Below are 13,463 nucleotides of genomic sequence, written 5' to 3' on the forward strand. Positions count from 1 at the left end.
TCTTATTCTCCAAACTTACATAAGGGGATACAAAAAAATGAACATATTAGTTTTGATGAAACAAACGATCGATCAGGAAGAGAAAATTGTCCTCAAAATCGGCACCGTAAGTGAAGAAGGGGTAAGCTTCATTATCAATCCTTACGATGAATATGCGATTGAAGCAGCGATTCAATTGCGTGAAGAACATGGTGGTGAAATAACGGTTATCACTGTAGGACCGACACGTGCAGAAAATGCGTTGCGTACGGCACTTGCGATGGGTGCGGATAAAGCGATTATTGTTAATAGCGAAGATTTAAATCTTGATGAATACTGTACAGTCAAAATTCTTGAGGCCGTTATTAAAAATCGGGAATTTGACATCATATTAGCCGGTAATGTGGCAGTTGATCATGGCAGTGGCCAAATTGGACCACGCCTTGCAGATGAACTCAATATTCCACAAGTGACGTCGATTACAAGGCTGGAGATTGATGGAAACGAAGCGGTGATAGAGCGTAACGTTGAAGGAGATATAGAGGTTGTCTTGGTATCTCTCCCAGTATTGGTTACAGCCCAACAGGGACTAAATGAACCGCGTTATCCTTCCTTGCCCGGCATCATGAAAGCGAAGAAAAAGGCAATTGAGAAGCTAGAGATTGATGATTTAAATATCCATGACATTCTTGAAGTAAAGACAATAACTACCAAGACATTTTTTCCGCCGGAAAAAGGTGCAGTCCGAATGCTGGAAGGAGAAATCAAAGCTCAAGTTTCTGAACTTGCTGTACTTCTTCGCGGTATTGCGAAGGTAATTTAACACAAAGGGGGACGAACTAACATGAGAAAAGTACTTGTAGTGACAGAAGCTAAAGCCGGGAACCTAAGAGGTGTTTCGCTGGAGTCCCTGACAGCAGCGCAGCGCATTTCGGAAGGTGGAGAAATAATAGCTGTGGCTTTCGGCAGTAATGCGGTTCATTATGCAAATGTTTTAGGGAAATATGGAGCAAATAAAGTATATACGGTGGAAAACCAAGAACTCGATGTGTATACAACGGACGCATATTCTAAAAGCTTGAGACAGGTAATTGATGAAGTGGAACCAGATGCTATTTTAATGCCACATACGGCAATTGGGAAAGATCTTGCACCACGCATTGCAGCGCGTTTGGGGCTGGGACTTGTATCTGACGTCATTGATGTTCAGGTAGAAGATTGTGACGTTATCTTTACACGTCCTATTTTTTCTGGAAAAGCGTTTGAGAAAAAGAAAGTAATATCTGGCATCCCATTCGCAACTGTTCGTCCGAATAACATCCCGGCTGCAGAAATCAGCGGAACAATTGAGATTATCCATTTTTATGCTGAAATCAAAGAATTACGGACGGTTGTAAAAGAAGTAGTACGAAAAACAACTAGCGGTGTAGATTTATCAGAAGCTAAAGTTGTCATCTCTGGAGGACGAGGGGTTAAATCCCCTGAAGGTTTCAAGCCGCTTCAGCAATTGGCGGATGTCCTGGGGGGAGCGGTCGGTGCTTCCCGTGGTGCATGTGATGCTGATTACTGTGATTATTCACTGCAAATCGGACAGACGGGAAAGGTCGTAACTCCTGATTTGTATATTGCCTGTGGAATTTCAGGTGCCATTCAACATTTAGCCGGGATGTCTAACTCAAAAGTTATCGTGGCGATTAACAAAGATCCGGAAGCCCCAATCTTTCAAATAGCCGACTACGGTATTGTGGGTGATTTGTTTGAGGTGGTTCCTCTACTAGCGGAAGAATTCAATAAAGTACTAGTAAACTCTTAAAATCATTTTGATAAGTAAACAGGGCATTACTCTTGTAAAGGAAATTTTTTCTGATTAACAATCTGTATGAATGTATCAATTGATGAAATTCTTGAGGGAGCAGACTCATTATCGAATATGGGCAATCCTTCTATAAAAAAATTACTATTTGAAAGGAACTTGTACATGTTTAAAAAGGTTCTTATTGCTAATCGAGGAGAAATTGCTGTTCGTGTAATTAGGGCGTGCAAGGAAATGGGGATATCCACGGTTGCCGTTTATTCTGAAGCAGACCGAGAAGCCCTGCATGTGCAAATGGCGGACGAAGCATATTGTATTGGACCCCCGGCATCGCCACAAAGCTATTTAAATATTGAGAATATAATTAGCGTTGCTCAAATTACGAATGCGGAATCGATCCACCCTGGTTATGGTTTTCTGGCAGAAAACGGTACTTTTGCTGAAATTTGCTCGGATTATGACATTTCATTTATTGGGCCAGAAGCAGAAGCCATTAATAAAATGGGGGATAAAGCGGTCGCGAGAGATACCATGAAAAGTGTAGGAGTACCTACCGTTCCTGGAACAGATGGTCTAATTGAAGATCTTGAAGAAGCTGTTACGATAGCGAAGGAAATTGGATTCCCCGTCATTGTTAAGGCAACAGCTGGAGGCGGCGGTAAGGGAATGAGAGTAGCAGAGGATGAAGAGGAATTACGCAAAGCCATCCGTCAAGCCCAAAAAGAAGCAGAAACCGCATTTGGAAACGCCGGTGTTTATCTCGAGAAATACATTGAGGAACCACGCCATGTGGAAATTCAAATTATTGGGGATATGCTCGGTAATGTCATTTATTTAGGGGAAAGAGACTGTTCCATTCAAAGACGCCATCAAAAGCTGGTAGAAGAAGCACCGTCACCAGCCCTTGAGGAAGATATTCGTAAACAGATGGGTGCAGCAGCAATCGCCGCTGCAAAGGCTGTTAACTATCATGGAGCGGGGACTGTTGAGTTTTTATTAGATAAAAACGGTCATTTCTATTTCATGGAAATGAATACCCGAATTCAGGTAGAACACCCTGTTACAGAAATGATTACTGGCATTGACTTAATCAAGGAGCAAATTTCGGTGGCAGCAGGCTACCCTCTCTCTTATAGACAGGAAGATATTAAAATAAATGGCTGGGCAATTGAATGCCGTATCAATGCAGAAAACGCGGCAAAGAATTTTATGCCTTCTCCAGGGAGAGTTGAAATGTATCTTCCTCCTGGGGGCTACGGTGTACGAGTAGATAGCGCTCTCTATCCTGGATGCGAGATTTCTCCTTATTATGATTCGATGGCAGCAAAAGTGATCGTTTGGGGAAAAAATCGTGAAGAGGCGATCGTGCGCATGAAGAGGGCACTTGATGAATTTGTTATTAGTGGAATCAAAACAACTATTCCATTCCATCAAAAACTTTTCGAACAAGAGAGTTTTTTAAAAGGACAGTTTAACACAAAATTTATTGAAACGAATCCATTACTGTTAGAAGTGTAATTCATCAAGTTAACAATGATTAAGGAGAGATAGAGATGTTTAAAATTCAGGAAATAAGAGAAATCATTAAACTAATTGATGGATCGACTTTAGACTGCTTTGAACTTGAAATGGGAGATACTCGAATTTCCGTTAGAAGAAGTTCAATGATAAATCCTTCTGTTATACAAGAAAATAAATCTATTAATCCAGCTATTCCTGCTGTTTTGGATGCACCTGTTCTTGTAGCAGCAACCAAGTCGAATGAAATTTCAGAAGCGTCTATTCAAACGGCAGCGACGAAGGAAAATACTGAGAAACAAGAAATAACACCAAAATATCTGAGAACTGAAAACCTATTAAAAATTGTTTCCCCTATGGTTGGGACGTTTTACAAGGCACCGGCAGTCGATGAGGCTCCATATGTAAAAATTGGTGATAAGGTTGAAAAGTCAACAGTTGTCTGTATCGTTGAAGCCATGAAATTATTTAATGAAATTGAAGCGGAAATGGATGGAGAAATTGTAGAAGTTTTGGTTGAAAATGGTCAACTGGTTGAATACGGACAACCTCTCTTTTTAGTAAAACCGACTGCCTAACACTTCGTAGGAGCGAAACACCATCAAAAATATCAGATATGTTAGCCAGCTTCAAATACAAACAAAAAGGAAGTTGAGATAACCAATGAACACAGTTTATGAGAAGATTTATGATTTATGGGATCGGAAAGTAAAGATCGAGCTTGGGGGTGGTAATGACCGAATTGATAAACAGCATAAACGCGGGAAACTGACTGCAAGGGAACGGCTTGAATTATTGCTGGATGAAGATTCCTTTGTGGAATTAAACCCATTCATAAAGCATCGTGCAACCAATTTTGGTATGGAAAAATTAGAAAGCCCGGGAGAAGGTGTAGTAACCGGATATGGAAAAATCAAGGGGCGCCTGATCTACGTATTTGCTCAGGACTTTACCGTTTTTGGAGGCGCTTTAGGAGAAATGCATGCATTAAAAATTTGCAAAATTATGGACTTGGCAGCCAAAAATGGGGCGCCGATTATTGGGTTAAATGATTCTGGCGGTGCTAGGATTCAAGAAGGAGTCGTTTCCTTAGACGGATACGGTCAGATCTTTTACCGGAATGCCATTTATTCAGGGGTAATCCCACAAATTTCTGTCATTATGGGTCCTTGTGCAGGTGGGGCAGTGTATTCTCCAGCCATCACTGATTTTGTATTTATGGTAGAAAAATCCAGTCAAATGTTTATAACAGGACCAAAGGTCATTGAAACGGTAACTGGCGAGAAAATATCTGCAGAGAATCTTGGAGGTGCAAAGGTTCATTCCTCTATCAGTGGTTGTGCGCATTTTATTGGTAATTCCGAAGCAGAGGTCTTAGAGGAAGTAAGAAATTTAATTTCCTTTCTGCCTCAAAACAATACGGAAAATCCTCAGTCTTTGGAATGCATGAAAGAGGATGATTGGCGGGAAGATTTGCTGGACCTAGTACCTCTCAATGCAACGAAGGTATATGATATTCGCAAGGTATTAGAACAAGTATTAGATCAAGGGGATTTTATGGAAGTTCAAAAGGACTATGCGAAAAATATCGTGGTTGGTTTTGGAAGAATTGATGGGAATAGTGTAGGAGTTATTGCCAATCAGCCAAAAGTAATGGCAGGAGGACTTGATATTAATGCTTCGGATAAAACTTCAAGATTCATTCGATTCTGTGATTCGTTCAATATACCCATCATTACGTTTGAAGATGTTACTGGGTTTTTCCCTGGCGTCAATCAGGAGCACGGAGGAATCATTCGACACGGAGCAAAAATTCTGTATGCCTATTCAGAAGCTACTGTTCCAAAAATAACGGTTATTCTGCGAAAAGCATTTGGCGGAGCCTATGTGGCAATGAATTCAAAAGCCATCGGTGCAGACATAGTTTATTCATGGCCAAATGCAGAAATTGCCGTAATGGGTCCGGAAGGAGCAGCCAATATTATTTTCGCGAACGAAATTATGAAAAGCAGTGATCCAGCAGCCACTCGCTCTGAAAAAATTGAAGAATATCGAAATATGTTTGCGAATCCATATGTTGCGGCTTCTCATGGAATGGTAGATGACGTGATCGACCCAAGAGATACAAGAAAAGTTCTGAAACAGTCTTTAGAGATGCTTAGAACAAAAAAAGAAGTAAGACCGAAAAAAAAACATGGGAATATTCCATTGTAGGATGTGTTCCAAAAAATAGGAAGAAAAAAGATGGTAAAAAACTTTTATGATATGTGGAAAAATTATTATTCTTAGTATAGTAATCTGTTGAATGATCAAGTAACGAAGGAATTTCCAACTCAAGCGATCAGCCAAGGGGATCTCGTTATTCGCGGACGTCAGGTCAAACTTGAGGCAATCACTGTTAATGTACTCAACTTATCGGGTGTAATGGACAACATTGCTCCACCCCATCAAGTAGAAGCATTAATGAATCGCATATCCAGTAAAGACAAACAGTATTTAAAATTACCAGATAGTCACACGTCCATTGCTTTTGGAAGTAAAGCTTCAAAAATAACGTATCCAACGATTGGTAATTGGTTGGAAGAACGATCAAGTTAATAGTTTAAAAAGATGGGATGAAGGGGTGAAATTATGTGGGTATGTAACACACATATGAAACAAGCACTGTCATTTTTAGATGCTCCCCATGTTAGCAAAGCATGGTATCAAATTAAGTGTTCTTATTGTGAAAATTTTGCGATTGCAAAAGTTTATTATCCGTACCCAACTTACCATTTTTCAAAACAATTCATGTATTCTTTGTCAAAAACCTCCCAGGAAAAATCAGGTTAAAAATACAAATTAGAATTATTACTTAATTATAGACTTGAAGGGAGTGACTTGAAACGGTGACCAATAATAGTAAAATTACAGAATCTAAAATATTGGAGACAGGTAGTTTAATTTTGCCTGAAGTCGTATTTTATTGTAATGATAGATGAAATTATTTACTTCTTCTACTACAAAAGGATTTGTAAGATGCTCTTTTTGTTGAAAGTAAAATGCTTCCGACTTTATGGTGGAGTGGAAGGATTCAATTATGGCGTTATCAAAGCAGTTACCTTTCCGAGACATGCTTGTGATAATGCCGTTTTCTTTTACCAAGGCCTAAAAATGCATAGGAAGTATACTGAGAACCTTGATCGCTGTCAATACTTGTAAGGAAAGAAAAATAAAGAAATGGAACAGTGGGCATACGCCTCCCGTAATCAGGGGACTTTAATTTGTGTAAATAATAACCAAATCCCCATCTGGTTTACAGGTGGGGATTACGACGCCTACGTATATTTGGTTCAATTCTTAAGTTATACCGCAATCGCGCCGGATTGCTGAAGATCGTTATTATAGGAAAGCACCCGTTAGCCATCCATGCAGCAGAAATATCGTCGCTGCACCACAGAGAATGAAAATATGTAACTGTCCATACTGGTTCTTGATCCAGTCAACCAATCCATAGATCAATGAATTGCGGCTCTCTTCATTTTATTAACGCATGAGATGGGTCTTCTTTGGTATTGTCGTTTTTCGGAGTTACAGAAGTTTAATTTCACGGTAGTTGAATAAATTTGTTGTATATTATCCTTGAGTGTCTTCGTCACTTTGATATTCTAAAATATCTCCAGGCTGACATTCTAAAGCCTTACAAATCGCCTCTAATGTTGATAATCGAATCGCTTTTGCCTTTCCATTTTTCAATATAGAAAGGTTAGCCATTGTTATTCCAACCCTCTCCGAAAGTTCTGTTACGCTCATTTTCCTTTTAGCCAACATCACATCAATATTGATTATAATTGCCATGTTATTCACCTCAGACTATTAAGTCATTTTCTGATTTAATATCGATGGCTTCTTGTAAAAGCCTTTGAAGAACAGCAGCAAAGACTGCAATCACCATCGAAGCAAAAATAACGACCAATCCGATTAATATGATACCTGGGGCGTCATCTATCTCCGCCATAAGATAAAAGAGTGGCATGCCTATTACAAACAAGATACTGATTGTGATTGCACAGTATTTTATATTTTTTAATGCTCTTACAGATAATTCCGAGAAAGCGTTGTTCTTGTCAATATAGCTTAAAAGTTTAAAAGCTTGATATAGAGCAAAGTAAAAAGGTATCGCCGTTACATACAAATAGATTAAAACGAGATATTTCATATAAGCAATATTTGGAAACAATTCTGCTGCATACTTCGCTATCTCAGGCACCAAAAAGATGCACAAAGCAAGAATCGGCATTCCAATAAGAATAACAGCTATCTTTAAAAAGAGCGTTGACACTTGTTTCATAAAAAGCACCTCACTTAATTTAATATGATTTTGATTTTAATACATAATTTATTGTTTTACAATAAATTATTATCGGTTTTAAATATTTTCTTATTGATATATATTAGGAAATGATAAAAAGAATTCCTTTGTAATCAGGAATTCTTTTTAACTTTAAACTATTCAATTTATAACTTCTTCAACTCCCTCGGTAAGCTGAGGATTTCTAACGAATGCTAAAGCCCCCTTTAAATAATGAAATATAACGTTTGTGTATGCTTATCTGTATTTTTCATGAAGCCGTTACTTAATTTTGGTTTACAATATTTATTTATTGACATTTTTTTAAAAGAACATTAATATGAAGTTAACTTCATGTGAAGTAAACTTCACTTTAGAAAAGGAAGTTGGTTAGGAGAGGTATATTTGAAAAATAGATTCACACAGCGCTTTTTATTCTCAAGTTTGTTAATTATATTGGGGATCATCAAGATAATTCTCGATAAATCAGCAGGATTTAATTTTGGCTATACCCTGTTATTTTTAGGTGGAATAATTTTGTTATATTCAATAATCTCTTACATAAAATCTCGAAATAACACATTATTAGAAAAGGAATTATCAAAGGAATATGACGAAAGAGACATTATAATTGATGGAAAAGTTGCCCATTTTTCCTTGAATATTCTGGTATTTGAAATCTTAATTATAATGTTTCTATCCAATTTTGTGGTCATTTCAACAAATGCTGCATTATTTGTTGTTTTAGTATCATTAATAATTAGTGAAATGGTATCTAGAAAATATTATAATCATGTCCTTTAATTAGGAGGATATATGAAAAATAGAGTGAAAGAATTGCGAATGAAACATGATATAACACAACAAGAATTAGCTGATAAAGTAAGTGTATCTTCAAGAACAATCATCTCATTAGAAAAACAAAAATATAATCCATCTGTTCTACTTGCATATAAAATAGCTTCAGTTTTCAAGTTATCAATTGAAGAAACTTTTATTTTTGATGAGGATGACAAATAATACATTACATTAAGATGCACATATTAAATAAACAACGGAGGATAGAAAATGATTTTTATATTATTTATTTTTGGTGGAATTCTAACTTGCTGGGGCATTTATCGTATGCGAACAGACTTTAGTGAAAATAAGAAGAAAAATAACATCGTTAGTTTGCTATTACAGGGTGAAGCTTCAGGAATAGGGCAGCTTTTAGGAGGGATTATCTGCATTATCTTGGGCATTATCGCATTTATTATTAAATAGTAACAAATAAGAATTTTCGGTTCTATAAATATCAATTACTTTTTCACTGAATACTTGTCAATGAAATTACTTTTTATGAAGAAGCTAGTCGATTACATTAAATAAGAGCATGTTTTGATCAATCTTTTTTCAAAACATGCTTTTCATATTTGTAGGATAAAAACGTTAATTTAATCAAATTTTATTTCAAAGCTGCATTCAAGAAGCAATTTTATGAAAAGCTCTAATCCTTTTCTGATTTCCCATCAGTTATATTATCAAAGGAGTAAAGTTATTACTTGGTAGTTTTTTCTTTCTTTCTTAACGCTTTAAATAACGAATACCCAACTGCAACCAATACAATTGCAGATATCTGCACCAAAGCGATCCTTCCATACAAATAGAGGTTGGTTGCTAGAACTAACCTGATAATATATTAATAATTGTAATCTCCACTCTGCTGTTCACTTTCAGCAGGAACCGAAACTCCCATAGTTTGCAAAGATTCTTTTGCTTGATTTAAATAGGATTCTGCTTGTTCTTGCCACTTGATAATCACTTTAATAAAGGTTTTAAACTCAGGACTTGCATTTTCCTCCATCGTTATTAATCCTTCACGTACATTTTTATCTTGATTTTCAGCATTTTTTATACAAGCCACCAGTGTTTCTACAATGGATTGCTGTTGCTCACCATTTACTAGTCTCTGTGATGAACCTACTGCTGTAACGCGATGATAGGAAGCAGGCACTAGATGATTATGCATCTCGCGATTCCCTTTTAAATTTTTGGTTTTTGGTATATGGAAAAGTTCAGAGCTCATAGCACATACCATTTCTTCGGCATATAAACTTTGGTGTAACAAATTTAAAATATGTCCCCAGTTGTTAACTCGATAAAAATAGTAAGGCTGCAAAAAAACATCTCCTTTTTATAGAAAATTGGAACCTCCATCTCCATATTATGATTAAGTATCGAAATTAATGTAAATGTATTACCTGGCAAGACTTTCTTCTTAAGCAAACGGGTGAGTGAGCCGAAAATCATTCGAGTTGCTATGGCAGCTCTTTATTATTTAACTTACGAAGCAGTTTACTTGAATAAACAATATAATTTACTGTGATAAAATGCTTAAAATGGTATAAAAAATTTTTTTCGGTTGTAACACCCTTTGTATTATTTAGGAAAGGAATGATGAAGAATGATGACTTATATTTTAGTAGTTCTAATGTTATTTTTAATCCCAGGTCCTGCTGTTATTGTAACAATCTCTCATACTATTAAAGGTGGGAAGAAAAATGGAATTGTAACAGGTTTAGGTATTGCTTTTGGTGATTTAATCCATACTTTTGCGGCGGTTCTTGGGCTTTCTGCTATTTTAATGACTTCTGCCTTTGCTTTTGAAGTAGTTAAATATATAGGTGCAGCATACTTAGTTTATTTAGGAATTAGTGCTTTGATTAATAAAACCAAAAAGGCTGCGAAACCTACTGTAGATAAAGTGAATCCTAACTTTCCTTTTCGTCAGGCTCTGTTGATTGAATTACTAAACCCAAAGACTGCACTTTTTTTCTTAGCTTTCTTACCACAGTTTGTCCGTAGCGATGGCTATCCAGTAACAATTCAGCTTTTAATGCTTGGGTTAACATTTGTACTGATGAGCATAATTTATACCACTTTCATAGCATTCCTAACGAGTATAATAGGTGGAAAGTTTTTAGCTAAAACGAACCAGAGTTCAAATTGGATGGGGAAAGTCGTAGGTTTAGTCTATATTGGTTTAGGTTTAAAGTTAGCTTTTCAAACTCAAGAATAAATAACTCAATGGTTATCATAAATAGTTATTCCAAAGGGTGCAAGAGTTGAAGATCCAGGCTGTCGTGAAGGCAGCTTTTTTTTATTGAGCTAACGAGAAAGTTAGTTGAAGAAGGCAATGAAAGTATCATTTTACTTGTGGTAAAATATGTATAATGGTACAAGCTTGTTTAGTTAAAAATTATTAGGAGGTTTATTTGTGAAAAGAAAATTAGTTTTAACTCTTGGTTTTACAGGAGTTTTAGCATTATCGATTGGTGTTGCGAAAGGCTTGCAAAGTACAGAGGTATTTGCACGAAATGAACAACCAAATATAGAAGAGGAACAAACAGACACTAATAGCGGAGATCAAGACAGAGTTGTAAAAAGAGAGGAACAAGAAATTAGAGAAAATATGTTAACTAAAGAAGGGGACCTTAGCACAGTTATTACAAGAGAGGAACAAGAAATGGTAGAAAATATGTCAGCTGAAGAAGGGTTTGTACCACAAGAAGATGGGACAGGGTTCTTTTTTGAAAAAGAGAATAAAAAGTAAGTTTAGTTGTTAAGCTAACGGGTAAGTTAAAATAATTCGACGTATGAAATGGAAAAGGGTTTAAGCGTATCATGTAATAAAGGAAAGCCGGCTGCTTTCCTTTTTATCTATTTCTAATCAAGCTGACTGCAGCTTTTGCCATATCTAATCACATCATATATAGATCGCCCGTCAGATGAGTGAGTTTCTGAATATTTAAAAGGAAGCAAAGAAAAGAAAACAAAGTAAACGGAAAAATAAACAAACTGATAGAAAAAAATATGAGGTTCAAGAATACCGATGTGGATCATTGTATTAACGATCAAAATCGCTGAAAGATTAAACAGAGAGCCGCCGGCATATACAAATGCGTGTGTGTAGCGATTATCCCACTTCAAATTTTCATATTGGCAAAATGAATCTAAGAAGTAGTATTGCTTTACTTCAAGTTTTCCTATTCTGAACAACAGTTTTCCTCTGCCCAAAATAAATACAGCTTTGCCTCCAAACATCCACACGAAAACAAAGTGCCCCAGCTGATGAATAAATGCTACGATCGGCAGCACGAAAAAGAAAGCCAAAAAAAATGTAATCATATCTTCTAACTGAAACATGAAAAAGGCCCTCCTAAAAATCATTTACTTATTGAATTCCCCCACACAGCTGAATAAAACTGAAAAAAAAAGAACCTTTCTGTCCTAGACAGATGAAATCTTTTCCTGATTCATGCGCCTAATTCCTTATCTTTTCATAGGCTGAAGGAGAATGAGAAAAGGAGTGTTTTCTAAATGGACTGTTACCGGGAGCAGCTTCAAGTTCCGCATGCTCATTTTTTTCAGGGAGTCACTGAAGAGAAGGAAAATCACTATCATTATTTACTCGGGTTTTCTAAACCTCTGAACGGGAATTCATATGATGGTCATTTTCATTATGTTGAAGGGTTAACAACGTTTAAAAATCAGCATTATCACAGGTTTTACGTTCAAACAGGACCTGCTATACCAATGCTTGATGGGTCTCACTATCACTTATTCTTCGGGAAATCTTACCGTAACTATACAGAAGCAGAGCCTCCGGAGTTTGGAGGAGTGGTTTATTCTCCACAGCAAAAGCATGTTCATCACCATTTATTTAGCGGCCGAACGGGCGGACCTATCGGTTATTGATACACAGCCGTTTGTCTGAACCGAAAACTGGAAATAATAAACTGGTATTCACTGATTTAAAGTGATAAGATGTTGAATAGCGGACTATTAGGAATGAAAGAGTGGTTGCAAGTTGAAGAAAGAGAAGCTGGTCGTAATTATAGGACCGACAGCTGTTGGCAAAACGAATTTGAGCATTCAGCTCGCAAAGAAGCTAAACGGAGAAATTATCAGCGGAGACAGTATGCAGGTTTACCGCGGGATGGATATAGGCACTGCAAAAGTAAAGCCTGATGAAATGGATGGAATTGTCCACCATCTCATTGATATAAAAAATCCTGAAGAAGAATTTTCTTCAGCTGAATTTCAGGAGATTGCACGACCATTAATTACGGAAATTCATGCAAAGAAAAAACTCCCTATCATCGTTGGCGGCACGGGATTATATATACAATCTGTTATTTATGATTATCAATTCACCGATGCTGCTTCTGATCCGGATTTTAGGAAACAGCTTGAATCTGAGGCCTGTTCAGCGGGAAATGAAACGATTCATAGAAAGCTTGCTTTGATCGATCCTGTTTCTGCTGAGAGAATTCACCCTAATAATGTCAGGCGTGTCATCAGAGCACTTGAAATTTTTCATTGTACGGGAAAAACAATGACCGATTTTCTCGCAGAGCAAGAAAAGGTTCTGCTGTATGATGTTGTCATTATAGGACTTACAATGGAGAGAGAACAGCTCTATGAGAGAATTAATTTAAGAGTAGACCTGATGATGGATCAGGGCCTGATTCAAGAAGTGAAAGGGCTTTATCACATGGGGCTGAGAGATTGTCAATCCATACAGGCAATAGGCTATAAAGAATTATACGCATATTTTGACGGCGCTGTTTCCCTTGAAGACGCAAAAGAGCAGCTTAAACAAAATTCCCGGAGATATGCTAAGCGTCAGCTTACTTGGTTCCGCAACAAAATGGATGTGCAATGGTATGATATGAGCAAGCCATTTGATATGGATTTGAGATTCAATGAAATTTTTACATATATAGCAGGAAAGCTTAACTTAAGCGCGAATACATAACACATAGAGAAAAGAGGAGG

Annotated in this window: 17 protein-coding genes and 1 pseudogene; 13 read left to right on the forward strand and 5 right to left on the reverse strand. The window is 36.9% G+C overall.

Annotation, left to right across the window (positions count from 1 at the left end):
• Nucleotides 1-37: 37 nt before the first annotated feature.
• The 6 genes and pseudogenes from LIT25_11115 to LIT25_11140 all read left to right on the forward strand — a co-directional run bounded on the left by LIT25_11115 (nt 38) and on the right by LIT25_11140 (nt 5,908).
• Entirely contained in the window at nt 38-802 is a 765-nt protein-coding gene (locus tag LIT25_11115) for an electron transfer flavoprotein subunit beta/FixA family protein (GenBank protein ID USK35795.1), read from the forward strand.
• Nucleotides 803-823: 21 nt separating this feature from the next.
• Nucleotides 824-1,792, forward strand: coding sequence for an electron transfer flavoprotein subunit alpha/FixB family protein (locus tag LIT25_11120; GenBank protein ID USK35796.1), 969 nt, complete (start codon nt 824-826; stop codon nt 1,790-1,792).
• Between the two features lie 165 nt (nt 1,793-1,957).
• The gene (gene accC, locus LIT25_11125) at nt 1,958-3,310 is read left to right on the forward strand and encodes an acetyl-CoA carboxylase biotin carboxylase subunit (protein USK35797.1); all 1,353 of its coding nucleotides are present in this window, start codon (nt 1,958-1,960) and stop codon (nt 3,308-3,310) included.
• 35 nt (nt 3,311-3,345) lie between these two features.
• Nucleotides 3,346-3,888 carry an acetyl-CoA carboxylase biotin carboxyl carrier protein gene (gene accB / locus LIT25_11130; GenBank protein ID USK35798.1) on the forward strand — a complete coding sequence of 181 codons (543 nt, stop codon included), beginning with the start codon at nt 3,346-3,348 and terminating at the stop codon, nt 3,886-3,888.
• Between the two features lie 85 nt (nt 3,889-3,973).
• Nucleotides 3,974-5,524 carry a methylmalonyl-CoA carboxyltransferase gene (locus LIT25_11135; GenBank protein ID USK35799.1) on the forward strand — a complete coding sequence of 517 codons (1,551 nt, stop codon included), beginning with the start codon at nt 3,974-3,976 and terminating at the stop codon, nt 5,522-5,524.
• A 126-nt stretch (nt 5,525-5,650) separates the two neighbouring features.
• Nucleotides 5,651-5,908: pseudogene (locus LIT25_11140) on the forward strand (class III poly(R)-hydroxyalkanoic acid synthase subunit PhaC).
• Nucleotides 5,909-6,226: 318 nt separating this feature from the next.
• Here LIT25_11140 and LIT25_11145 read toward each other — a convergent pair.
• From LIT25_11145 to LIT25_11155, 3 genes are all read right to left on the reverse strand, one after another.
• Entirely contained in the window at nt 6,227-6,424 is a 198-nt protein-coding gene (locus LIT25_11145; GenBank protein ID USK35800.1) for an integrase core domain-containing protein, read from the reverse strand.
• A gap of 501 nt (nt 6,425-6,925) precedes the next feature.
• Nucleotides 6,926-7,147, reverse strand: a complete 222-nt coding sequence (locus tag LIT25_11150) for a helix-turn-helix transcriptional regulator (protein ID USK35801.1) — start codon at nt 7,145-7,147, stop codon at nt 6,926-6,928.
• A 10-nt stretch (nt 7,148-7,157) separates the two neighbouring features.
• Complete coding sequence (locus tag LIT25_11155) at nt 7,158-7,640, reverse strand: DUF2975 domain-containing protein (protein USK35802.1); 483 nt, start codon at nt 7,638-7,640, stop codon at nt 7,158-7,160.
• Between the two features lie 405 nt (nt 7,641-8,045).
• Between LIT25_11155 and LIT25_11160 the strand changes: the two genes are divergently transcribed.
• Genes LIT25_11160 through LIT25_11170 form a run of 3 tightly spaced genes read left to right on the forward strand, consistent with a single transcriptional unit; the run spans nt 8,046 to nt 8,906 of the window.
• On the forward strand, nt 8,046-8,444 hold the full coding sequence (locus LIT25_11160; protein ID USK35803.1) for a hypothetical protein: 399 nt from the start codon (nt 8,046-8,048) through the stop codon (nt 8,442-8,444).
• A gap of 12 nt (nt 8,445-8,456) precedes the next feature.
• Nucleotides 8,457-8,660, forward strand: coding sequence for a helix-turn-helix transcriptional regulator (locus LIT25_11165; GenBank protein USK35804.1), 204 nt, complete (start codon nt 8,457-8,459; stop codon nt 8,658-8,660).
• A gap of 48 nt (nt 8,661-8,708) precedes the next feature.
• Nucleotides 8,709-8,906 (forward strand): hypothetical protein, encoded by a 198-nt coding sequence (locus LIT25_11170; protein ID USK35805.1) that lies wholly within the window; start codon nt 8,709-8,711, stop codon nt 8,904-8,906.
• A 415-nt stretch (nt 8,907-9,321) separates the two neighbouring features.
• Here the strand turns inward: LIT25_11170 and LIT25_11175 are convergent, their stop codons facing one another.
• Nucleotides 9,322-9,801, reverse strand: coding sequence for a hypothetical protein (locus tag LIT25_11175; protein USK35806.1), 480 nt, complete (start codon nt 9,799-9,801; stop codon nt 9,322-9,324).
• Nucleotides 9,802-10,086: 285 nt separating this feature from the next.
• Here LIT25_11175 and LIT25_11180 point away from each other — a divergent pair, with 285 nt between their 5' ends.
• On the forward strand, nt 10,087-10,701 hold the full coding sequence (locus tag LIT25_11180) for a LysE family translocator (protein ID USK35807.1): 615 nt from the start codon (nt 10,087-10,089) through the stop codon (nt 10,699-10,701).
• A 198-nt stretch (nt 10,702-10,899) separates the two neighbouring features.
• Nucleotides 10,900-11,235, forward strand: coding sequence for a hypothetical protein (locus tag LIT25_11185; protein USK35808.1), 336 nt, complete (start codon nt 10,900-10,902; stop codon nt 11,233-11,235).
• Between the two features lie 113 nt (nt 11,236-11,348).
• On the opposite strand, the gene LIT25_11190 is transcribed toward LIT25_11185, so the two are convergent.
• Complete coding sequence (locus LIT25_11190; protein USK35809.1) at nt 11,349-11,828, reverse strand: hypothetical protein; 480 nt, start codon at nt 11,826-11,828, stop codon at nt 11,349-11,351.
• A gap of 174 nt (nt 11,829-12,002) precedes the next feature.
• On the opposite strand from LIT25_11190, the gene LIT25_11195 reads away from it, so the two are divergent.
• Nucleotides 12,003-12,380 (forward strand): YmaF family protein, encoded by a 378-nt coding sequence (locus LIT25_11195; GenBank protein USK35810.1) that lies wholly within the window; start codon nt 12,003-12,005, stop codon nt 12,378-12,380.
• A 112-nt stretch (nt 12,381-12,492) separates the two neighbouring features.
• Entirely contained in the window at nt 12,493-13,443 is a 951-nt protein-coding gene (miaA, locus tag LIT25_11200) for a tRNA (adenosine(37)-N6)-dimethylallyltransferase MiaA (protein ID USK35811.1), read from the forward strand.
• Nucleotides 13,444-13,463 lie beyond the last annotated feature (20 nt).

Origin of the sequence: Bacillus sp. F19, from assembly GCA_023823795.1 — a bacterium.
Lineage (GTDB): Bacteria > Bacillota > Bacilli > Bacillales > Bacillaceae > Bacillus_P.

What these genes read in the sequence shown, in the direction of transcription:
- LIT25_11195 (USK35810.1), top strand. Translation starts at nt 12,003, where the DNA reads ATGGACTGTTACCGGGAGCAGCTTCAAGTTCCGCATGCTCATTTTTTT.
- LIT25_11190 (USK35809.1), bottom strand. Translation starts at nt 11,828, where the DNA reads ATGTTTCAGTTAGAAGATATGATTACATTTTTTTTGGCTTTCTTTTTC.
- LIT25_11120 (USK35796.1), top strand. Translation starts at nt 824, where the DNA reads ATGAGAAAAGTACTTGTAGTGACAGAAGCTAAAGCCGGGAACCTAAGA.
- LIT25_11155 (USK35802.1), bottom strand. Translation starts at nt 7,640, where the DNA reads ATGAAACAAGTGTCAACGCTCTTTTTAAAGATAGCTGTTATTCTTATT.
- LIT25_11180 (USK35807.1), top strand. Translation starts at nt 10,087, where the DNA reads ATGATGACTTATATTTTAGTAGTTCTAATGTTATTTTTAATCCCAGGT.
- accB (USK35798.1), top strand. Translation starts at nt 3,346, where the DNA reads ATGTTTAAAATTCAGGAAATAAGAGAAATCATTAAACTAATTGATGGA.
- LIT25_11145 (USK35800.1), bottom strand. Translation starts at nt 6,424, where the DNA reads ATGTCTCGGAAAGGTAACTGCTTTGATAACGCCATAATTGAATCCTTC.
- LIT25_11165 (USK35804.1), top strand. Translation starts at nt 8,457, where the DNA reads ATGAAAAATAGAGTGAAAGAATTGCGAATGAAACATGATATAACACAA.
- LIT25_11115 (USK35795.1), top strand. Translation starts at nt 38, where the DNA reads ATGAACATATTAGTTTTGATGAAACAAACGATCGATCAGGAAGAGAAA.
- LIT25_11150 (USK35801.1), bottom strand. Translation starts at nt 7,147, where the DNA reads ATGGCAATTATAATCAATATTGATGTGATGTTGGCTAAAAGGAAAATG.
- accC (USK35797.1), top strand. Translation starts at nt 1,958, where the DNA reads ATGTTTAAAAAGGTTCTTATTGCTAATCGAGGAGAAATTGCTGTTCGT.
- LIT25_11135 (USK35799.1), top strand. Translation starts at nt 3,974, where the DNA reads ATGAACACAGTTTATGAGAAGATTTATGATTTATGGGATCGGAAAGTA.
- LIT25_11170 (USK35805.1), top strand. Translation starts at nt 8,709, where the DNA reads ATGATTTTTATATTATTTATTTTTGGTGGAATTCTAACTTGCTGGGGC.